Source organism: Embleya scabrispora DSM 41855 (assembly GCF_000372745.1).
In the GTDB taxonomy this organism is placed as follows: Bacteria; Actinomycetota; Actinomycetes; order Streptomycetales; family Streptomycetaceae; genus Embleya; species Embleya scabrispora.
In genome coordinates this window covers 248,406-264,618 of record NZ_KB889686.1, presented here as the reverse complement: position 1 = coordinate 264,618, position 16,213 = coordinate 248,406, and the positions used below count along the sequence as shown (strand labels likewise).

Below are 16,213 nucleotides of genomic sequence, written 5' to 3'. Positions count from 1 at the left end.
GGCCCGCTCGTGCGTCATGCATCCGAACGACGGTTCAGCCAGGAAGGCAACCGCATGATCACCGTGATCGGCGAGGCGTTGATCGATCTCGTATCCGTCCGGGGCGGCGATCCGGTCGCCCATCCCGGGGGCAGCCCGGCCAATGTCGCGGTGGGGCTGGGTCGGCTCGGCGCGCCGGTGCACCTGATCACCCGTTACGGGTCGGACCCGCACGGCGAGTTGCTCGCGGCGCACCTGGCGGCGAGTGCGGTCGAGGTGGCGCGGCAGAGCCGGTCGGCGGGTCGGACGAGCGTGGCACGAGCCGACCTGGACACGTCGGGCGCGGCGAGCTACATCTTCGACATCGTGTGGAACCTGCCCGAGTCGGTCGGTGTCCCGGCCGGGTCCCGGTGTGTACACACCGGCTCGATCGCGGCGACGCTCGCCCCGGGCGCGGACCAGGTGCGGCGCGTCCTGGCGGCGGAACACGCGAAGGCGCGGGCGGTGGTCTCCTACGATCCGAACTGCCGGCCGTCCCTGATGGGCGATCCGGGGCCGGCCCGGGAGCGGATCGAGTCCCTGGTGGCCCTGTCGGATGTGGTCAAGGTCAGCGACCAGGACCTCGAATGGCTCTACCCGGCCCGGGACTTCGCCGACGTCGCGGATGCGTGGCTGGCACTGGGTCCGAGCCTGGTGGTGGTCACCCGAGGTGCCGACGGCTCGTACGGCGTGTGCGCCGCGGGTCGGGCCACGGCGCCGGCCCGGGAGGTGCGGGTGGTGGACACGGTCGGTGCGGGCGACGCGTTCACGGCCGGCCTCCTGGACGCGCTTCGCCGCCGGGCCCTGCTGAGCCCCGCCGGCATCCGGCGCCTCGACCCGGCGACGCTCGGCGCGTTGCTCGTGGACGCGTCGGTGGTCGCGGCCCTCACCTGCTCCCGGGCGGGCGCGAATCCACCCACGGCGGCGGAACTCGGCGCGTATCGCCGCGAGCACGAGGTCGGTTCCGAGGCGGATCGAGGCTAGGGCGCGTCTTCGATCCCCCGCCGAGCACCATGCGCCCCAGGTCGGGTCACGGGAGCCGTGGCGGGGCGGGTGACGGGTGGCCGACCTCGGCGGTCGTGGGCCGGCGGTGGGTTCAGTCGGTCCGGGACGGGCGGTGCCAGAGGTTTTCCAGGTGGGTGTGCAGGACGTCCCGGGCCTGGTCCGGGGTGAGGTGACCGATCAGGACGTGGGTGGTGAGGCCGTCCGCGAGGGCCAGGAGGGCTCGGGCCTCGCGCTGCGGGTCCAGCGGTGCGGCGCGGTCGGTGGTGGGGCGGTCGGCGGCGGCGGCCGTGACGAGGTGGGTGAACGCCTCCTGAAGGGCTGTGTAGTTCACCCGCAGCGGCTCGGCGAGCGCGTCGCTGACGGCCGCCTGGGCGACGAAGGCGAGCCAGACCCTGGCCTCGGCCCGGTGCTCCCGGTCGAGGAGCGCGATCTCGGTGACCGCGTGGCCCAGTTCGGTGCCGGCCGACTGGGCCGGGCCGGCGATCAGCCGGGCCCGGACCCGTTCGCCGATGCGTTCGCCGATCTGCCCGAGCGCGAATACCAACATCTCCTCCTTGGTGGCGAAGCATCGCTGGACGGCACCCATCGACACCTGCGCCCGGGCGGCGACGTCGCGAAGGGTCACCCCCTCCAGGCCGCGTTCGTCGGCGAGCCGACAGACGGCCTCCGCGATCTGCCGGCGTCGGCTCACGTGGTCCACCTGCTTGGGCATGTCCGGTCGCCTTTCCCTGTCCGGTTCGCTCGTTCGCGGTCCGGTCGGCTCGTCCACGGCTGCGCGCCGGCCGTTGGGGGTTGCGCGTCGCTCGTTTGTGCGATGCGGATTATCCGATGCGCTTGTATCGGTTCCCAGGCTACAGTTCCGATGCAAGTGCATCGGAACGTGGACGGAAAGGAGTGCGCATCGTGCGGGAAGCCCTGTGGAGGATGTCCGCCGCCGCACAGGCGGCGGCGGTACGCGGCGGACAGGTCTCGGCCGTCGAACTGGTGGACAGCCACCTGGAGCGGATCGCCGAAGTGAACCCGCGGGTCAATGCGGTCACTCGGGTCATGGCCGAGAGCGCCCGCGAGGCCGCCGCGCACACGGACCGCCTGCGGGCCGTCGGTGAAGCGCTCGGCCCGCTCGCGGGTGTGCCGTTCACGGTCAAGGAATCCACCGCCGTCGAGGGTGTGCCGACCACATTCGGCGTGCCGCGCTTCCGCGACCTGGTGGCGCCCGCGGACGCCCCGCCGGTGGCCCGGCTGCGCGCGGCCGGCGCCATCCCGATCGGGCACTCCAACATTCCCACGCTGATCCTGGCCGGAATGCACACCCGCAGCGAGCTGTTCGGCGACACGGCCAACCCCTGGAACCGCGATCGCACGCCGGGCGGCAGCAGCGGCGGCGACGCGGTGGCGGTGGCCACGGGGATGGCCGCACTCGGGCTCGGCAACGACTCGGGTGGGTCGCTGCGGGTGCCGGCCCAGTTCTGCGGAGTGGCCGCGCTCAAGCCGTCCACCGGCCGATTCGCCGCGGACCATCGCGTATTCGGCCCGGACGACCCCGGTCCGGCGTCCCAGATGCTGGTCACCGACGGTCCACTGGCGCGGACGGTGGGCGACCTGCGGCTGGCGTACGAGGCGCTGGTCGGAACGGACCCGCGCGATCCTCGGGCAATGCCGGTGCCCGCCTACGGCGAGCCGCTCCCCGGTCCGGTCAAGGTCGCGGTGGTGAGCGACCCGGGCGGACACGGGGTCCATGCCACCGTGCGCGCGGCCGTCGAGACCGCCGCCGCCGCGCTGCGCGACGCCGGGTACGACGTGCGCGAAGTGCCGGACGTGCCCAGGCTGGACGAGGCGCTGGCGGCGTACGGTCGGATCACCGTGACCGAGTTCGCGCCCACATGGCCGATGGTGCGCACGCTGCTCGGCGAGGGTGGCGACCGCTACATCGCGATGGCCATGGAGCAGACCCCGCCCGCGACCGCGGACGAGTTGGTGAAGCTGAGCGGCACGTGGCTGAACATCCGCCGCTCGTGGGCCGAATTCCTGCACGAGTACCCGCTGTTGCTCGGCCCCTCGTTCACCGAGCCGCCGGTCGAACCGGGACTGGAATCGCGCGATCGCGCCGGGCGGGATCGGGTCGCCTCGGGGATGCGGCTGTGCACGGTGACCAGCTTCGTGGGTGTGCCCGGCGTGGCCGTGCCGACCGGGGTGGTCGACGGGCTCCCGGCCGGAGTGCAGATCGTCGGTCGCGCGTTCCGGGAGGACCTGTGCCTGCTCGCCGCCCAGGCGATCGAGGACCGACTCGGAGTCCTCGCCCCGATCGACCCGCGTGGGCCCGCCGGGACCCGATGAGGCCGCGGCTCGCCCCCGCGAGGATCGGCGGAAGGTCGTTTTCGGTCACGGGTGGATGACGGCGTGGCGAGACCGTGCCAGGGCAGCTGCGGGAGCTCTACGGTAAACCCATGACTGTGTCGTCGGATGCCGACCGGCAGCTCGCACTGATCGTCGAAGTCCAGGATCTGGCCCGGGAGTTGGGTATACAGGTCTGGTTGCGTGGCGGATGGGCAATGGATTTCTTCCTGGGCCGGATAACCCGGGAACATGTGGATGTCGACTGGTTCGCGTGGGCTCAGGACGCCCCGGCGCTCACCGCGGCGTTCTCCGCGCGAGGATTCGTTCGCCTGGCTCGGGCTCCCGCCGAGCAACAACTCGATTACACGACGGGCGAAGTCGAGTTGGGCTTCGCCTTCCTGGCCCGCGATCCCGACGGTCACGTGATCGTGGCCGGCGGGCCGTGGGCGGGTTCTCACTGGCCGAAGGGGATGTTGGAGGCGCCTCCGGGCAAGCTGGCCGGGCTGTCCTGCCCGATCATCTCGCCCGAGGCGCAGATCGAGATCAAGTTGATGACACCGACGTGGATGCCGCATCGCCCACGTCGGGCCAAGGACGTCGAGGACGTCGAGCGACTGCGGGAGGGGATGGCCCGGTAGACCACACGGCTGGGTCGTCGTGGTTCCGGTGGGGGTGCGACGACCGCGTGAGTGGGGGCGGTGGGGCGACCGACGTGGGGTCGGCGTCCGGAGGCGACCGGCGCGCGTCGGCGCCTCGGGGATGTGATCGGCACGGACGATCCGTCCGGGCATCCGCCCTCACTCCACCACGCCGACACCGGCCGGCCGGATTTCGCGGGTGGACGTCCCCCGTGGCGGGCGAACCGGCGGACTACCCGACTCGGTCGAGGTGGGCCAGGAGTCGTGCCGCCTGTCGCTCCAGCGTTCCGGGTGGGTTGCGGTCGTGGCCAGGGCTGTCCGGCAGCAGCATCAGCAGCCAGATGAAGGCCAGTAGGGTCCGGAAGTTCCGTAGCCGTTCGATCTCCGGATCGGTCGGTTCGAAGCAGGACAGGAAGAACGTCGTGTCGTCCTCGGTGCCGCCGGGCCACATCGAGATGTGCTCGACGATCTCCGCGAGCTCGAACGCCCGGTCGCTGCGCCCGGAGATCTCGAAGTCCACGAGGCGAACCCGCGTGCCGTCCCACAGGTAGTTGGCCAGGTTTCCGTCCGACAGGCCGAACACCGGGCGGATACCCGGCCCCGGTTCCGGCGCCGGGTCCCGATCGGCCAGCCACCTGCGTCCGGCCTCGAATGCCTGCGCCACCGTCGGGTCCGGGCCGAGTTCGCGACCGCCCGTACTCCACGACCGCGCCTTGCCCTCGACCACGGGCGGGTACCAGGTGCAGGCCGGCAGCGCCAGGACCACCTCCGGCGGGATCGCGTCGTGCATCGTGCCGACTGCCTCCGCCAGGGCTCTCAGTCGCTTCCGGTCGAGTTCGCGTCCGCGAAGCGGCACACCCTCCAGTCGGGACATGACGATGACGGGCGGCTCGCCTTCGAGGTCCGCCCGGATCGGTTCGGGCGCCAGGCCCGGTGCGTATCGGGTCAGCAGGTGCAGCGCCTGCCATTCGCGCAGCGGCTGCGCCCGCTCGCGCGAGCGGAAACTCTTGACGACCACGTCGTCACGAAACTCGATGTCGTGCGTACTCCAGGTATCGGTCACCGCGGCACGCTACTTCCCCGCGGTGGATGGGCCGGCGGCGACCGGGAGGGGTGGGCCGAAGCGGACGGGGACGCCGGGTGAGTAGAGCACGCTGTCCGGTGCGCCGGTGACCCGGGGCAGGCCGGCGGCTGCGACCAGGTCGTCGTCCAGATGCAGCAACTCGGCGCGGCGGAGCGGCCATCGCGGGTGCGCGTTGGGCAGGTAGAGGGTGCGGCCCGCGACTCGGGTGTGCAGGCCCCAGCGTGCGGTGACGAAGTGTTCGAGCGGGCTTGGGTCGGTCACCGGTGCGCCGACGCGCACCTCGACCGTGCCGCCCCTCGGCGGGCCCTCCGGGCGATGTCGCCGCGTCGTGTAGCGCACCCGGTCGCCGGTCCGGTCGATGCGCATCCGGGCCCATCGGTACGGCAGTCGCAGCGTGGCCCGCGCGGTCAGCACGGGCAGCAGGCGGGCCGCCTCCAGCGAGCGGAACACCACGCCGCGCCGGCCGGCCCCGTCCACGGAGTACAGCCGCACGTTGGTCTCCGGGAAGGTGCCCAGCCAGGGCACACCGGGCAGGCGCAGGAATCCGACGCCCACCATCCGGAACGGCACCAGGCCGACGTAGGTCACGCCGTCCAGGACGTCCGGCCGGGTCCCCGCCGGGAGCAGCGGGGCGACCGCGGCGGGCGGCACGGCCCAGTGCACGAAGGTGAGTTCGCTCCAGCGCTGGGTCAGCAGCACGTGCGGGATGCCGCGCGGCGACAACGGAGTGACGGGTTCGGTCCTCATCCGATCAGGGTGGCCCATCGCGCGCGACCGCGCGCACCGTGTCGGGATCGACGGGCGCGTGGGGTCGATCCGGCGTCTGTGCCGCGAGCAGGGCGTCGCCGGCGGGTGAGCGGTAGTACAGGACGGAACGGCCGGAGCGGCGGCGCAGCACGAGGTGGGCGTCCAGGAGGACCTTGAGGTGGCGGCCGACCGAGCCGAGGCCCTGGCCGGTGAGGGCGACCAGTTGGGTGGTGCTCTTGGGGGTGTCCAGGCGGAACAGGACGCCGGCTCGGGCCGGGCCCAGGAGGCGGGCCAGCGGGTCGGGGACGGTCGGGCGGTGGGCGTCGGCCAGGGTGCCCGAGCACGGGTAGATCACCGCGTAGTGGCGCTCCTCCTCCCAGGCCACCCAGCCGCGCTCCGGGGTGACCGGCACGAACGACAGGCGGGCGCCGCCGAGTTCGCGCGGCGGGTTGTCGTGCGCGTTGATCCGCAGCCGGCTCGCGCCCAGCCAGCGCATGCCCGGGCGCAGGTCGTCCAGGGCCGCCGCCCAGCCGCCTCGGCCCAGTTGGCCGGTGCGGGCGACGATGTCGGCCTCGATGATCCGCCGCCGGCGCGGCCAGTCCGGTCGGACCACCCGGGTCCACACCCAGTCCAGGATGTCCGCGGCGCGCGGGCCGAGATCGGGCCGGTGCAGCGCGGTGGGCAGCGGACCGCCCATCGACACCTCCAGATCGGCCCGGGCGACCGGGTCCGACGTGGCGCGGATCGCGGCCACTTCCGCGGCGAAGGCCGGTTCGCCGGTCAGCGGTGGCGGGGGCGTGAGGAAGTCCGCGTTCCAGCCGCCGCCGAAGCCGATCCGCAGCAGTAGCGCGGTGATCGGGTCCTCGGCCAGCCGGGCCCGATAGGCGGGCAGGTGCGCCTCCAGCCAGGTCCGTTCGCCCGGATGCGCGGCCGTACCCCGTTGCAGCGTCTTCAGCGTCGCGGTGACCTCGGCCAGCGGCGAGACCGTGAATCGGCTGCCGGCGAGGGTATCCGCGTCGATCTGCCACCACCCCATGCTTTCGCCTCCCGGCGAAACAGTAACGCCCGGGCCCCGTAGGGCTCGAAGCTCTGCGCATGCGCACCTACCGAGAGCTCTTCCGAGCACCGGAGTACACCCCGCTGTTCGCCACGTCCTCCGCGCACCTGGCCGCGACCAACGTCAGCGGACTCGCGTTGGGCACGCTCGTGTACGACCGGACCGGCTCGCCGCTGTTGGCCGCGCTGGGCATGTTCGGCGGCTCGCTCGCGCAGGTGCTCGGGGCGACCGCGCTGATGTCGGCGGCGGACCGGCTGCCGCCGCGGGCCGCGATGACGGTGATCGGGCTGATCTTCGCCGCGGGCACCGCCGCGCTGGCGATTCCCGGGCTGCCGCTGTGGGCGGTGTTCGCGATCGTGCTGGGCGAGGGCGCGGTGGCCGCGGTGGGTGGTGGTGTGCGCTACGGGCTGCTCAACGAGATCCTGCCCCGGGATGGCTTCCTGCTCGGGCGGTCCGTGCTCAACATGAGCAACGGGGTGCTGCAGATCGTCGGTTTCTCGCTCGGCGCCGTGCTGGTCACCGTGCTGTCCGCGCGCGGCACGCTCCTGGTGGCCGCCGGGTTGTACCTGCTCGCGGCGATCGTGGCCCGGTCGGGCCTCGCCCGGCGGGCTCCGCGGGCGTCCGGCCGGCCGTCGGTCGCCGAGACATGGCGCAACAACACGGTGTTGTGGTCGGTCAAGCCGCGCCGCTACACCTATCTCGCGCTGTGGGTGCCCAACGGTCTGATCGTCGGCTGCGAGTCGTTGTTCATCCCGCTCGTGCCCGACCACGCGGGCCTGCTGTTCGCGTTCGCGGCGCTGGGCATGCTCGCCGGGGACGTGGTGGGCGGGCGCTTCGTGCCCGGGCCGTGGCGGCGGCGGCTCGGGGCGCCGATGCTGCTGCTCCTGGCCACGCCGTATCTGCTGTTCGCGGTGCATCCGCCGCTGCCGCTCGCGCTGGCCGTGGTCGCGGTCGCCTCGATCGGATACTCGGCGACGCTGTTGTTCCAGGAGCGGCTCATGGCGATGACGCCGGACGAGCTGAGCGGGCAGGCGTTGGGGCTGCACTCGTCCGGGATGGTCGCGATGCAGGGCGTCGGCGCGTCGATCGCCGGCGGGATCGCCCAGGTCACCTCGCCGACGACGGCGATCACGGTACTGGCCGGGGCGTCGATCACGGTCACCCTGACGCTCGCGGCGGGGCTGCGGGCGCACCCGGGGCCGGTGCTGCGGGAGGCGTGAGGGGGAGGGCCGAGTTTGAGCCGGCCCGGGATGTCCCCGGACCCGTGCGGTCGGACGATGTCGGTCCCGTTCGAGAGCATGTACGCATGACCGACACTCCGGCGCCGGCCGCCGATATCGCCGACTTCGATGCGTACGCCCAGGCCATCGAGGCCGTGACCGCCGCCGCGCGGGCCTACTACGGCGGCGCCGACTCGACCGTCGACGACGACACGTACGACCGGCTGCTGCGCGGGATCGGCGCGTACGAGCGCGCGCACCCCGATCGGGTGCTCGCCGAGTCGCCGGTCGGCAAGGTCGCGGCGGGTGCGCTGCCGGGCGGGGATGTGCCGCACACCGTGCCGATGCTCAGCCTGGACAACGTGTTCGACGCCGAGGGGCTGGCCGCGTGGTCCGCGTCGCTGGAGCGGCGGATCAAGCGGCCGGTCGCGGCGCTGACGGTGGAGCCGAAGATGGACGGCCTGGCGGTGGCGGTGCGCTATCGCGAGGGTCGGCTCGACCGGCTGGTCACCCGCGGCGACGGCATCGCCGGTGAGGACGTATCGCACGCGATCGGCACCATCGTCGGCCTGCCGGACCGGTTGAACGAGCCGGTGTCGATCGAGGTGCGTGGCGAAGTCCTGCTCACGGCCGAGCAGTTCGAGAGCGCCAACGAGATCCGCCGGGAGCACGGCGCGACCGTGTTCGCCAACCCGCGCGGTGGTGCGGCCGGCACGCTGCGGGCCAAGGATCGGCCGTATGTGATCCCGATGACCTTCTTCGGCTACGTGGCGCTGCCGCTGCCGGACGACGAGAGCACCTTCGCCGAGGAGTTGCGCACCGCCGACCATTCGGCGGTGCTGGCCCGGGTCGAGGCGCTCGGCGTGCTCACCACCGGGCGGACCTCGGCGCGGCTGCGGGTGTGCACGAGCATCGAGGACGTGCAGGCCGCGGTCGACGAGATCGCCGCGTCGCGGGCCGAATTGCCGTTCGGCATCGACGGCGTGGTGATCAAGGCCGACGCGGCTGCCGACCAGGCCGACGCGGGCAGCGGAACCCGCGCACCGCGCTGGGCGATCGCGTACAAGCTGGCCGCCGTGCACAAGATCACCCGGCTCACCGGCGTGGACTGGGCGGTGGGCCGGACCGGGGTGATCGCACCGCGCGCGATCCTGGACCCGGTGGAGATCGACGGCAGCGTCGTCGGATTCGCGACGCTGCACAACCCGGCCGACATCGAGCGCCGTGGGCTGATGATCGGCGATCAGGTGAGCGTGTACAAGGCGGGCGACATCATCCCGCGTGTGGAGGCCCCGCTGGTGCACATGCGCACCGGCGACGAGACGCCGATCGAATTCCCGACCGTGTGCCCGAAGTGCGGCGGCGAGTTGGACACGACGCAGCAGCGCCTGCGCTGCGCGCAGGGCCGCGCATGCGGCCTGCAAGCCGGGATCCTGTACGCGGTGGGCCGCGACCAACTCGACATCGAGGGCATCGGCGGCCGGATCGTCACACAACTCGTGGCCTGCGGCGCGGTCGCCGATGTGGCCGACCTGTTCACCCTGACCCGCGAGCAGTTCCTGGCCCTGGACCGGGTGGACAAGATCGCCGACAAGCTGCTGGCCGGCATCGAGGAGGCCCGGGTGAAGCCGCTCAGCCGGGTATTGTGCGCGCTCGGCGTGCGGCAGACCGGTCGCTCGATGTCGCGGCGGATCGCCCGACACTTCGGCACGATGGACGCGATCCGCGCGGCGGACGTGGAGGCGATGGCACAGATCGAGGGGATCGGCCCCGGCAAGGCTGCGGTGATCGTCGCCGAACTCGCCGAACTCGCCGATGTGATCGACAAGTTGGTCGCCGCCGGGGTGAACATGATCGAGCCGGGCGGGCGACCGGGAGCGGGTGCGGACGACGCGACTGCCGATGCCGGGCAGCCGAGCGACCGAGCGTCGGTCCGGGTCGGTCCGCTGACCGGGAAGTCGGTGGTGGTCACCGGTTCGATGTCCGGGCCGCTCGCCGCGCTGTCCCGCAACGAGATGAACGAACTGATCGAGCGCGCCGGTGGCACCTCGTCCTCCGCGGTGTCCGCCAAAACCGCCCTGGTCGTCGCCGGCGACAAGGCGGGAGCCAAGCGCGCGAAGGCGGAGAAGCTCGGTGTGGAAATCATCACCCCGGAGGAATTCGCCGATTTGGTAGGTGAGTTGCTGTCGGCCTGAGCGACGCGGCAGGACGGGCGACCGGCGCGGTGTCAACCGGTCGCCCCTGGTTGCGACCAAAGGTTTTTCGGACGATCCATAGCAGATCGACAATCGCCACGAGGTGGAAACAGGCGATGTCGGTGTGTGGCGCGTCGCACGCCGGCATCGTCGCGTTCGGGAGCCGGTGGTGGCCGGGAAGGTCCGCGACATGCGGAAACCCCTTGGCCGCACCACCCTTCGACGACGAATGGAGTCTCCATGGTCGAGGCACACCCCCCGCGCATACCACTGCCGTTCGCCCTCGACCGCAATCCGCACGCGCCCGACGCCAAATGCCGGCTGCTGGACTGGGCCCGACGGCACCGGCTGCTCGACCGCCCGGGCGCCGAGAAGCGGCTGGTCGGGGCCCGACTCGGCGACCTCGCCGCCTACACCCATCCCGATGCCGCGCCGGATCTGCTGTACCTGTACGGGGAGTTCATCGCCTGGCAGTTCCTCGCCCAGGACCGCTACGCCGATTCCGCGGAACACACCGCGCACCCCGGAAACCATGCGATCGACCAGATCGAGTCGGTATACCGCACCGGTCGAGCTGAGCCGGCCGCCGGCGCGATGGCGCACGCGCTCGCGGACATCCTGGAACGGGTCTATCCGGCCATGAGTGCCGAGTGGCGGGAGCACTTCGTCGTCGAGTGCGTAGCGACGCTGCGTCGGATGGTCCGCCGAACGCCGGGCGCCTCTCCCACCGCGGCGCACGAGCATTCGTGTGACGTGGACGCGTACATCCGGCATCGACGGCTGGTCGGTGGGCAGTTCGCGTGTCTGTTGCTCGACGAGTTCATCGCGGGCGGCGAGCTCCCCGGGGCGATCCGGGACGGCGCCGCGTACGACGACATCCGCAACGCCCAAGCGGACGTCGTGACTTGGACCAGCGACTACTACGCGTCCCGGGACAACGCCGGCACCGACTCGCCGGCCGACCTGGTCGGCGTGCTGGCGTACACCGAGCATGTCGGGCGCGAGCACGCGGAGGCGGCGGTGGCGGTGCGGATCCAGGATCGGGTGGCCGACTTCATGACGGCGCGGCGCGCCCTTCAGGGTCGCGCCGGCGATGCGGCCTCGGTCGATCCGGAGACCGAACCGCTGCTGCGGCGCTGCGTTTCGGCGATGCACAATCGCATGGCCGGGACGGAGGCGTGGGCGTGGGAGAACGTCCGCGGCGACGGCCGCGGACGGGGTGCCGGCCGGGTGCCGACGGCCGGGGGCGGGCCGCACGTTCCGGAACACGTCGCGGACCTGCTCGACGTGCGCGGGCATCCGCGGGGATGGGACGGGGACGCCGCGGGGCACCTGTGGCCGTAGGGCATGTCTTCGATCCCCCGTCGGGCACCACGACGCCAGGCGTCGACCGAGCCGTCTCGACCACCGGATGGGTTGCGCGCCCCGGGTGGGGCGGCTGCCGTCGGCGCTTTCGGGATCAGGGTGCCTCGGGCGCGAAGAGGTCCAGGCGATGGGCCAGGGCCGCGGCCTCGGTACGGGACGTGACAGCGAGTTTGGCCAGGATGTTGGAGACGTGCGTGCCGGCGGTCTTGACGGAGATGAAGAGGTGTTCGGCGATCGGGCGGTTTCCCAGCCCCTGAGCGACCAGAGCCAGTACCTCGAACTCGCGTGCGGTCAACCCCAGTCGACTGCGGGCATCGGCCGGTGCGGGCGCGACGGGGCTGGGGGTGGGGGTCAGGTTCAGCCGGCCGCGTCGGGCCAGTTGCTCGAAGTGCGCGTGCAGCGGGTGGGCACCGAGCCGACCGGCCAGGGTGCTGCCCTCGCGGGCGTACTCGGTGGCCAGGTCCCGGTCGCCTGCCGCCAGGGCAGCCGCGGCACCGCCCAGGAGCGCGTCGGCCAGCGCGTACGGCTGCTCGATCGCGCGCCAGGCCGCGACCGCGTCGGCCCAGGAACCCGTGCCGGATTCGGCCTCGAAGGTGCATCGGTGCGCGTGCTGGACCCGGCCCGGCGTCGGGAGTTCGCGGCTGAGCGCGAGCAGTTCGGCCAGTTGCGCCTCGATCGCGGCGCGCCCGGCCGGATCGCGGACGGCCTGCGCGTGGCGGATCCGCTGGACCCGCCACGCCACCACGAGCACCGGCCACGCGTAGCGGCGACTGCGGGTGAGGTCGTGCTCGGTCAGGATGTGGTCCAGGACGCGGTGTGCCTCGGCCAGGTCGCCGCGCGCGTATCCGAGGCGGCAGGCCAGTACGTCGGGTTCCAGGCACGTCTCCTGCGTATGCGGCGGCCCCAACGCGGTCCGGGCGTCGCGCAACGCGGCCGCCGCGACGTCGTGCGCGCCGCCGGCCGCCGCCGCTTCCGCGCGCACGATGCACAGCCACGCCCAGTACACCGGCGGCGGATCCAGCGCGATGGCGTCGGTCAGGATCTCCACCGCCTCGGTCCAGCGGCCGAGCGCGACCAGCGGTTCGGCCAGGTTCGCGGCGAGCAGCGTGCCGCGCGAGCGGGCCAGGCCCAGGCTGCGCGCGGTGGCCACACCCCGGCGGGCCACCTCGGCGGCGGCCCGATGCTCCCCCGCGGCCTGGAGCGCGTCGGCCCGACCGGCGATCGCGGCGAGCAGGTCGTCGTCGCATCCCTCGGCACGGGCGATCCGCGCGGCCTGCTCGTACAGCTCGACCGCCGGTGCGAGATCGCCCGTTCGTGCGGTCAACATCGCCGACGTGGTCAGTGCGCGGGCGCGGATCGAGCCGTCGGCGACTGCCTCGCCGAGCCGCAGCGCCTCCCGGGCGTGCTCGCGCGCGACCCGATCCCGGCCACGGGAGGCGAGGGTGTCGGCGAGGGAGGCGAGCAGCCGGCCGCGGGTGGACATGGCCCGGTCGGCGGGCGCCAGGCGTACCGCGCGTTCCAGATCGGGCAGCGCGTCCCGGCCGGTGCGCTCGCGGGCGGCGGCTCGGCTCGCCAGGACGCGCGCGGTGCGCTCCGGGTCCCGTCCGGGGTCCAGGTCGCGCAGGGCGGCGGTGAGGAGTTCCTCGGCGCGACCGGCCGCGCCGCCGTGTACGGCCGCGTCGGCGGCGAGTTCGAGCACCCCGATCCGGTCCGTGCCGAGTTCGCCGGCGGGATCGGGCACCGCGTCCCACAGGTCGAGGACACGTTGCGACATGGCCAGCCGCTCGGCATAGGCGTAGGCCGTGCCGGCGGCGGCCGCCGCGTGCCACGCGGCCGTGAACGCGCGGGCCCGGTCGCCGGCCGCGTACCAGTGCGCGGCGAGTTCGGCGGCGGCGCGGCCTTCGAAGGCCAATGCCGGGTCGGCGGCGAGTACGTGTGCGCACCGCGCGTGCAGCCGAATGCGCTCGCCGGGCAACAGGTCGCCGTACACCGCGTCGCGAATCAGCGTGTGCCGGAAGGCGTATCCGTCGCCGACGGCGACCAACAGGCGCGCGTCGATCACCGGGCGCAGCGCGTCCTCGAGCGCGACCTCGTCGAGTTCGGCGACCGAGCGCAGGAAGGCGTGGCCGAGCGTGGTACCGGCGACTGCGGCGGCGCGCAGCACCCGGCGGCCCGGATCCGGGATCGAGCGCACCTCGGCCAGCAGCAACTCCGTCAGCGGGGCCGGGGTTTCCGCGTCGGTGCCGGCGAGTGCCTCGACGAACAACGGGTTTCCCTCGCTGCGTCGGAAGACCCGTTCCAGGTGACGGGGGTCCGGTGTGTGGCCGATCAGGTCGGCGAGTTGGCGGGCCACGTCGGGGCGGGCGAGCGGGGCCAGGTCGAGTGCCTCGGTGTTGGCGAGGCGGGCGAGCAGGGCGGGGATGGCGGCGAACGGGGCATCGGCGTGTGGGGCGAGCGGGCGGTGGGTGGCCAGGACGAGCACACCGGGCTGGTCGAGATTGCGGGCCAGGAACGCGAGCAGTTCGCACGTGGACCGGTCGGCCCAGTGCAGATCCTCCAGAATCAGCAGCAACGGCCGTTCCTCTGCGGCGCGTTCGAGCAGAATCAGCACCTCTTCGAAGAGCCGGGCCCGGCCGAGGTCGGGGTCGCCCTCGGGGAACGGCTCGCCCAACTCGGGCAGCAGCCGGGCCAGTCCGCGACGGCCGCCGGACGGGAGCAGCGCGGCGGTGGCCGATGTGCCCAGGTCGCGGGACAGCCGGCGGAGCACGGTCACGAACGGGCCGAACGGCAGGTTGTCCGGCCCCATGTCGAGACACCCGCCCCGCAGTACACGTGCCCGGGGCCCGAGGCCGGCGGCGAACTCCGCCACCAGTCGCGACTTCCCCAGCCCCGCATCCCCGCGCACGAGGAGCACCCCGGGGCCTTCCGCACCGACGCGCCCCCAGGCCCGCTCCAGTACGCCCGACTCCCGCTCCCGCCCCACCAACGGCGCCCCGCACCCCGCGTCCCTGTCCACACGGCCAAGCATCGCACCGCACCCGACACCCCCACATCCGCGTCCCGCCGGGCGGAATGGCGCAGTGGCCCGTCGGGGGCGTGGGGGTGAGCGTGGGGCGGCGTAGGGATGGTGGACGGGGTGGGTCGGGGAGTTTGCCGGATGTGGGGTGGGGGTGGGTTGCGCGACGGTGAGGGCGTGCGAACCGGCCTGTTCTGGGAGGGGTTTCCGTGGGTGCTGCGATGCGGTTGTCGGTGGACGGTGGGGAGGCGCGGCCGATTCTCGGGCGGTCGATGGTGGCGACCATCGTTTCCGCGTGTGGCGCCATGGCGAGTTTCTATCTGCTGTTGTCGGTGGTCCCGTTGTACGTGGCGGAGGGCGCCGGAGGGTCGGCGGGAGCGGCCGGCCTGGTCACCGGTGCGTTGATGGCATCCACCGTGGCGGCCGAGCTCGCGGTGCCGGCGCTGCTGGCCCGGTTCGGGTATCGCGCGGTGTTCGTGCTCGGGCTGTTGCTGCTCGGGTTGCCGACGATGGCGCTGGCGGTGTCCGCGTCGCTGCCCCTGGTGGTCGGCGTCTGTCTGTTGCGTGGTGGCGGGCTCGGCATTCTGATGGTGGTGGGCACCGCGTTGGCCGCCGAGTTGGTGCCGCCGGAGCGGCGCGGCGAGGGTCTCGGGCTGTATGGCGCGGCGGTCGGCGTACCGGCGATCCTGGGCCTACCGCTGGGGCTCTGGCTGAGTGAACACCTGGGCTACACCTGGGTGTTCGTGATTGCGACGGTGCTCTCGCTGGGTGCGGTGGGGAGCACGATCGGGCTGCCGACGAATCGGCCGGCGGTCTCGACGGCCCGGGGCGGGGTGCTGGGCGGCCTGCGTAGCGGTGGGCTGGCCCGGCCCGCGATCTCCTTCGCGGCGTGCACGTTCGCAGCGGGCGTGATCGTGACGTTCCTGCCACTGGCGGTCTCGTCGCGGGAGTTGCCGCTGATCACCGCGGCGCTGTTGGTGCAATCCGGCGCCACTCCGATGGCGCGCTGGTGGGCCGGGTGGTTCGGCGATCGGCACGGGCACGCCCGGTTGTTCGCGCCGTCGATCGCGGCCACCGCACTGGGTACCGCGCTGTTGGCCCGTCCCGGTGCGCCGGTCGCCGTCCTGGTCGGAGCGGCGGTGTTCGGGGCCGGTTTCGGCGCGGCCCAGAACGTGACCCAGTCGCTGATGTTCGAGCGGGTCCCGGCAAGCGATTTCGGCCGGGTCAGCGCGCTGTGGAACCTCGCGTTCGACGCGGGCATGGGGATCGGCGCGGTCGGCTTCGGTGTGCTGATCGGCGCCGCAGGCTATCCGGTGGGCTTCCTGGGCACCGCCGTCCTCGTTCTGTGTGGCCTGATCCTGGTCGCGGTGGACCGGCGCGGTCCGTCCGACGCCCCGCGACCCTCGCCCGCGGCGCACTCCCCGGCGGGCGGCGCGGGACAGGGGCCGAGTCGTGAGGCCCCGGCGCGTGACGTGCCCGATGTCGGGTAGTGTTGCCGCCGCGTCCAACCCTGGGCAAACCGGTTACGAGTTCG

Annotated in this window: 12 protein-coding genes; 7 read left to right on the top strand and 5 right to left on the bottom strand. The window is 73.0% G+C overall.

Translation table 11 applies throughout. The features are described from left to right. The first annotated feature begins 54 nt into the window (after nucleotides 1-54). Nucleotides 55-1,002, top strand: a complete 948-nt coding sequence (locus A3IC_RS0133150; RefSeq protein WP_020554384.1) for a carbohydrate kinase family protein — start codon at nucleotides 55-57, stop codon at nucleotides 1,000-1,002. A gap of 112 nt (nucleotides 1,003-1,114) precedes the next feature. Here the strand turns inward: A3IC_RS0133150 and A3IC_RS0133145 are convergent, their stop codons facing one another. Next, a complete protein-coding gene (locus tag A3IC_RS0133145) occupies nucleotides 1,115-1,735 on the bottom strand; it encodes a TetR/AcrR family transcriptional regulator (protein ID WP_020554383.1) in 621 nt (206 codons plus the stop codon). Nucleotides 1,736-1,926: 191 nt separating this feature from the next. Between A3IC_RS0133145 and A3IC_RS0133140 the strand changes: the two genes are divergently transcribed. Next, on the top strand, nucleotides 1,927-3,357 hold the full coding sequence (locus A3IC_RS0133140) for an amidase (RefSeq protein ID WP_026219036.1): 1,431 nt from the start codon (nucleotides 1,927-1,929) through the stop codon (nucleotides 3,355-3,357). Between the two features lie 110 nt (nucleotides 3,358-3,467). Further along, nucleotides 3,468-3,995: a nucleotidyltransferase domain-containing protein gene (locus A3IC_RS0133135; protein WP_040877507.1), complete on the top strand. Its 528-nt coding sequence runs from the start codon at nucleotides 3,468-3,470 to the stop codon at nucleotides 3,993-3,995. A gap of 232 nt (nucleotides 3,996-4,227) precedes the next feature. Here the strand turns inward: A3IC_RS0133135 and A3IC_RS65580 are convergent, their stop codons facing one another. From A3IC_RS65580 to A3IC_RS0133120, 3 genes are read right to left on the bottom strand one after another with little or no spacing between them, the layout of a single operon-like run. Then, nucleotides 4,228-5,058: an aminoglycoside phosphotransferase family protein gene (locus tag A3IC_RS65580; protein WP_020554380.1), complete on the bottom strand. Its 831-nt coding sequence runs from the start codon at nucleotides 5,056-5,058 to the stop codon at nucleotides 4,228-4,230. Between the two features lie 9 nt (nucleotides 5,059-5,067). Further along, on the bottom strand, nucleotides 5,068-5,826 hold the full coding sequence (locus tag A3IC_RS0133125; RefSeq protein ID WP_040877573.1) for a YqjF family protein: 759 nt from the start codon (nucleotides 5,824-5,826) through the stop codon (nucleotides 5,068-5,070). Between the two features lie 4 nt (nucleotides 5,827-5,830). Further along, the gene (locus A3IC_RS0133120; RefSeq protein ID WP_020554378.1) at nucleotides 5,831-6,862 is read right to left on the bottom strand and encodes an ArsR/SmtB family transcription factor; all 1,032 of its coding nucleotides are present in this window, start codon (nucleotides 6,860-6,862) and stop codon (nucleotides 5,831-5,833) included. Nucleotides 6,863-6,921: 59 nt separating this feature from the next. On the opposite strand from A3IC_RS0133120, the gene A3IC_RS57930 reads away from it, so the two are divergent. The 3 genes from A3IC_RS57930 to A3IC_RS0133105 all read left to right on the top strand — a co-directional run bounded on the left by A3IC_RS57930 (nucleotide 6,922) and on the right by A3IC_RS0133105 (nucleotide 11,642). Further along, nucleotides 6,922-8,103, top strand: a complete 1,182-nt coding sequence (locus tag A3IC_RS57930; RefSeq protein WP_020554377.1) for an MFS transporter — start codon at nucleotides 6,922-6,924, stop codon at nucleotides 8,101-8,103. Nucleotides 8,104-8,189: 86 nt separating this feature from the next. Continuing rightward, complete coding sequence (gene ligA, locus A3IC_RS0133110; RefSeq protein WP_020554376.1) at nucleotides 8,190-10,298, top strand: NAD-dependent DNA ligase LigA; 2,109 nt, start codon at nucleotides 8,190-8,192, stop codon at nucleotides 10,296-10,298. A 240-nt stretch (nucleotides 10,299-10,538) separates the two neighbouring features. Further along, a complete protein-coding gene (locus A3IC_RS0133105) occupies nucleotides 10,539-11,642 on the top strand; it encodes a terpene synthase family protein (RefSeq protein ID WP_020554375.1) in 1,104 nt (367 codons plus the stop codon). 115 nt (nucleotides 11,643-11,757) lie between these two features. On the opposite strand, the gene A3IC_RS72690 is transcribed toward A3IC_RS0133105, so the two are convergent. Then, nucleotides 11,758-14,679, bottom strand: a complete 2,922-nt coding sequence (locus tag A3IC_RS72690) for a helix-turn-helix transcriptional regulator (RefSeq protein ID WP_026219035.1) — start codon at nucleotides 14,677-14,679, stop codon at nucleotides 11,758-11,760. A 209-nt stretch (nucleotides 14,680-14,888) separates the two neighbouring features. Between A3IC_RS72690 and A3IC_RS0133095 the strand changes: the two genes are divergently transcribed. Beyond that, complete coding sequence (locus tag A3IC_RS0133095; RefSeq protein WP_245599745.1) at nucleotides 14,889-16,169, top strand: MFS transporter; 1,281 nt, start codon at nucleotides 14,889-14,891, stop codon at nucleotides 16,167-16,169. Nucleotides 16,170-16,213 lie beyond the last annotated feature (44 nt).

Coding starts and splice junctions, on each gene's coding strand:
- A3IC_RS0133150 (WP_020554384.1), top strand. CDS start 55: ATGATCACCGTGATCGGCGAGGCGTTGATCGATCTCGTATCCGTCCGG.
- A3IC_RS0133145 (WP_020554383.1), bottom strand. CDS start 1,735: ATGCCCAAGCAGGTGGACCACGTGAGCCGACGCCGGCAGATCGCGGAG.
- A3IC_RS0133135 (WP_040877507.1), top strand. CDS start 3,468: ATGACTGTGTCGTCGGATGCCGACCGGCAGCTCGCACTGATCGTCGAA.
- A3IC_RS0133125 (WP_040877573.1), bottom strand. CDS start 5,826: ATGAGGACCGAACCCGTCACTCCGTTGTCGCCGCGCGGCATCCCGCAC.
- A3IC_RS0133120 (WP_020554378.1), bottom strand. CDS start 6,862: ATGGGGTGGTGGCAGATCGACGCGGATACCCTCGCCGGCAGCCGATTC.
- A3IC_RS57930 (WP_020554377.1), top strand. CDS start 6,922: ATGCGCACCTACCGAGAGCTCTTCCGAGCACCGGAGTACACCCCGCTG.
- ligA (WP_020554376.1), top strand. CDS start 8,190: ATGACCGACACTCCGGCGCCGGCCGCCGATATCGCCGACTTCGATGCG.
- A3IC_RS0133105 (WP_020554375.1), top strand. CDS start 10,539: ATGGTCGAGGCACACCCCCCGCGCATACCACTGCCGTTCGCCCTCGAC.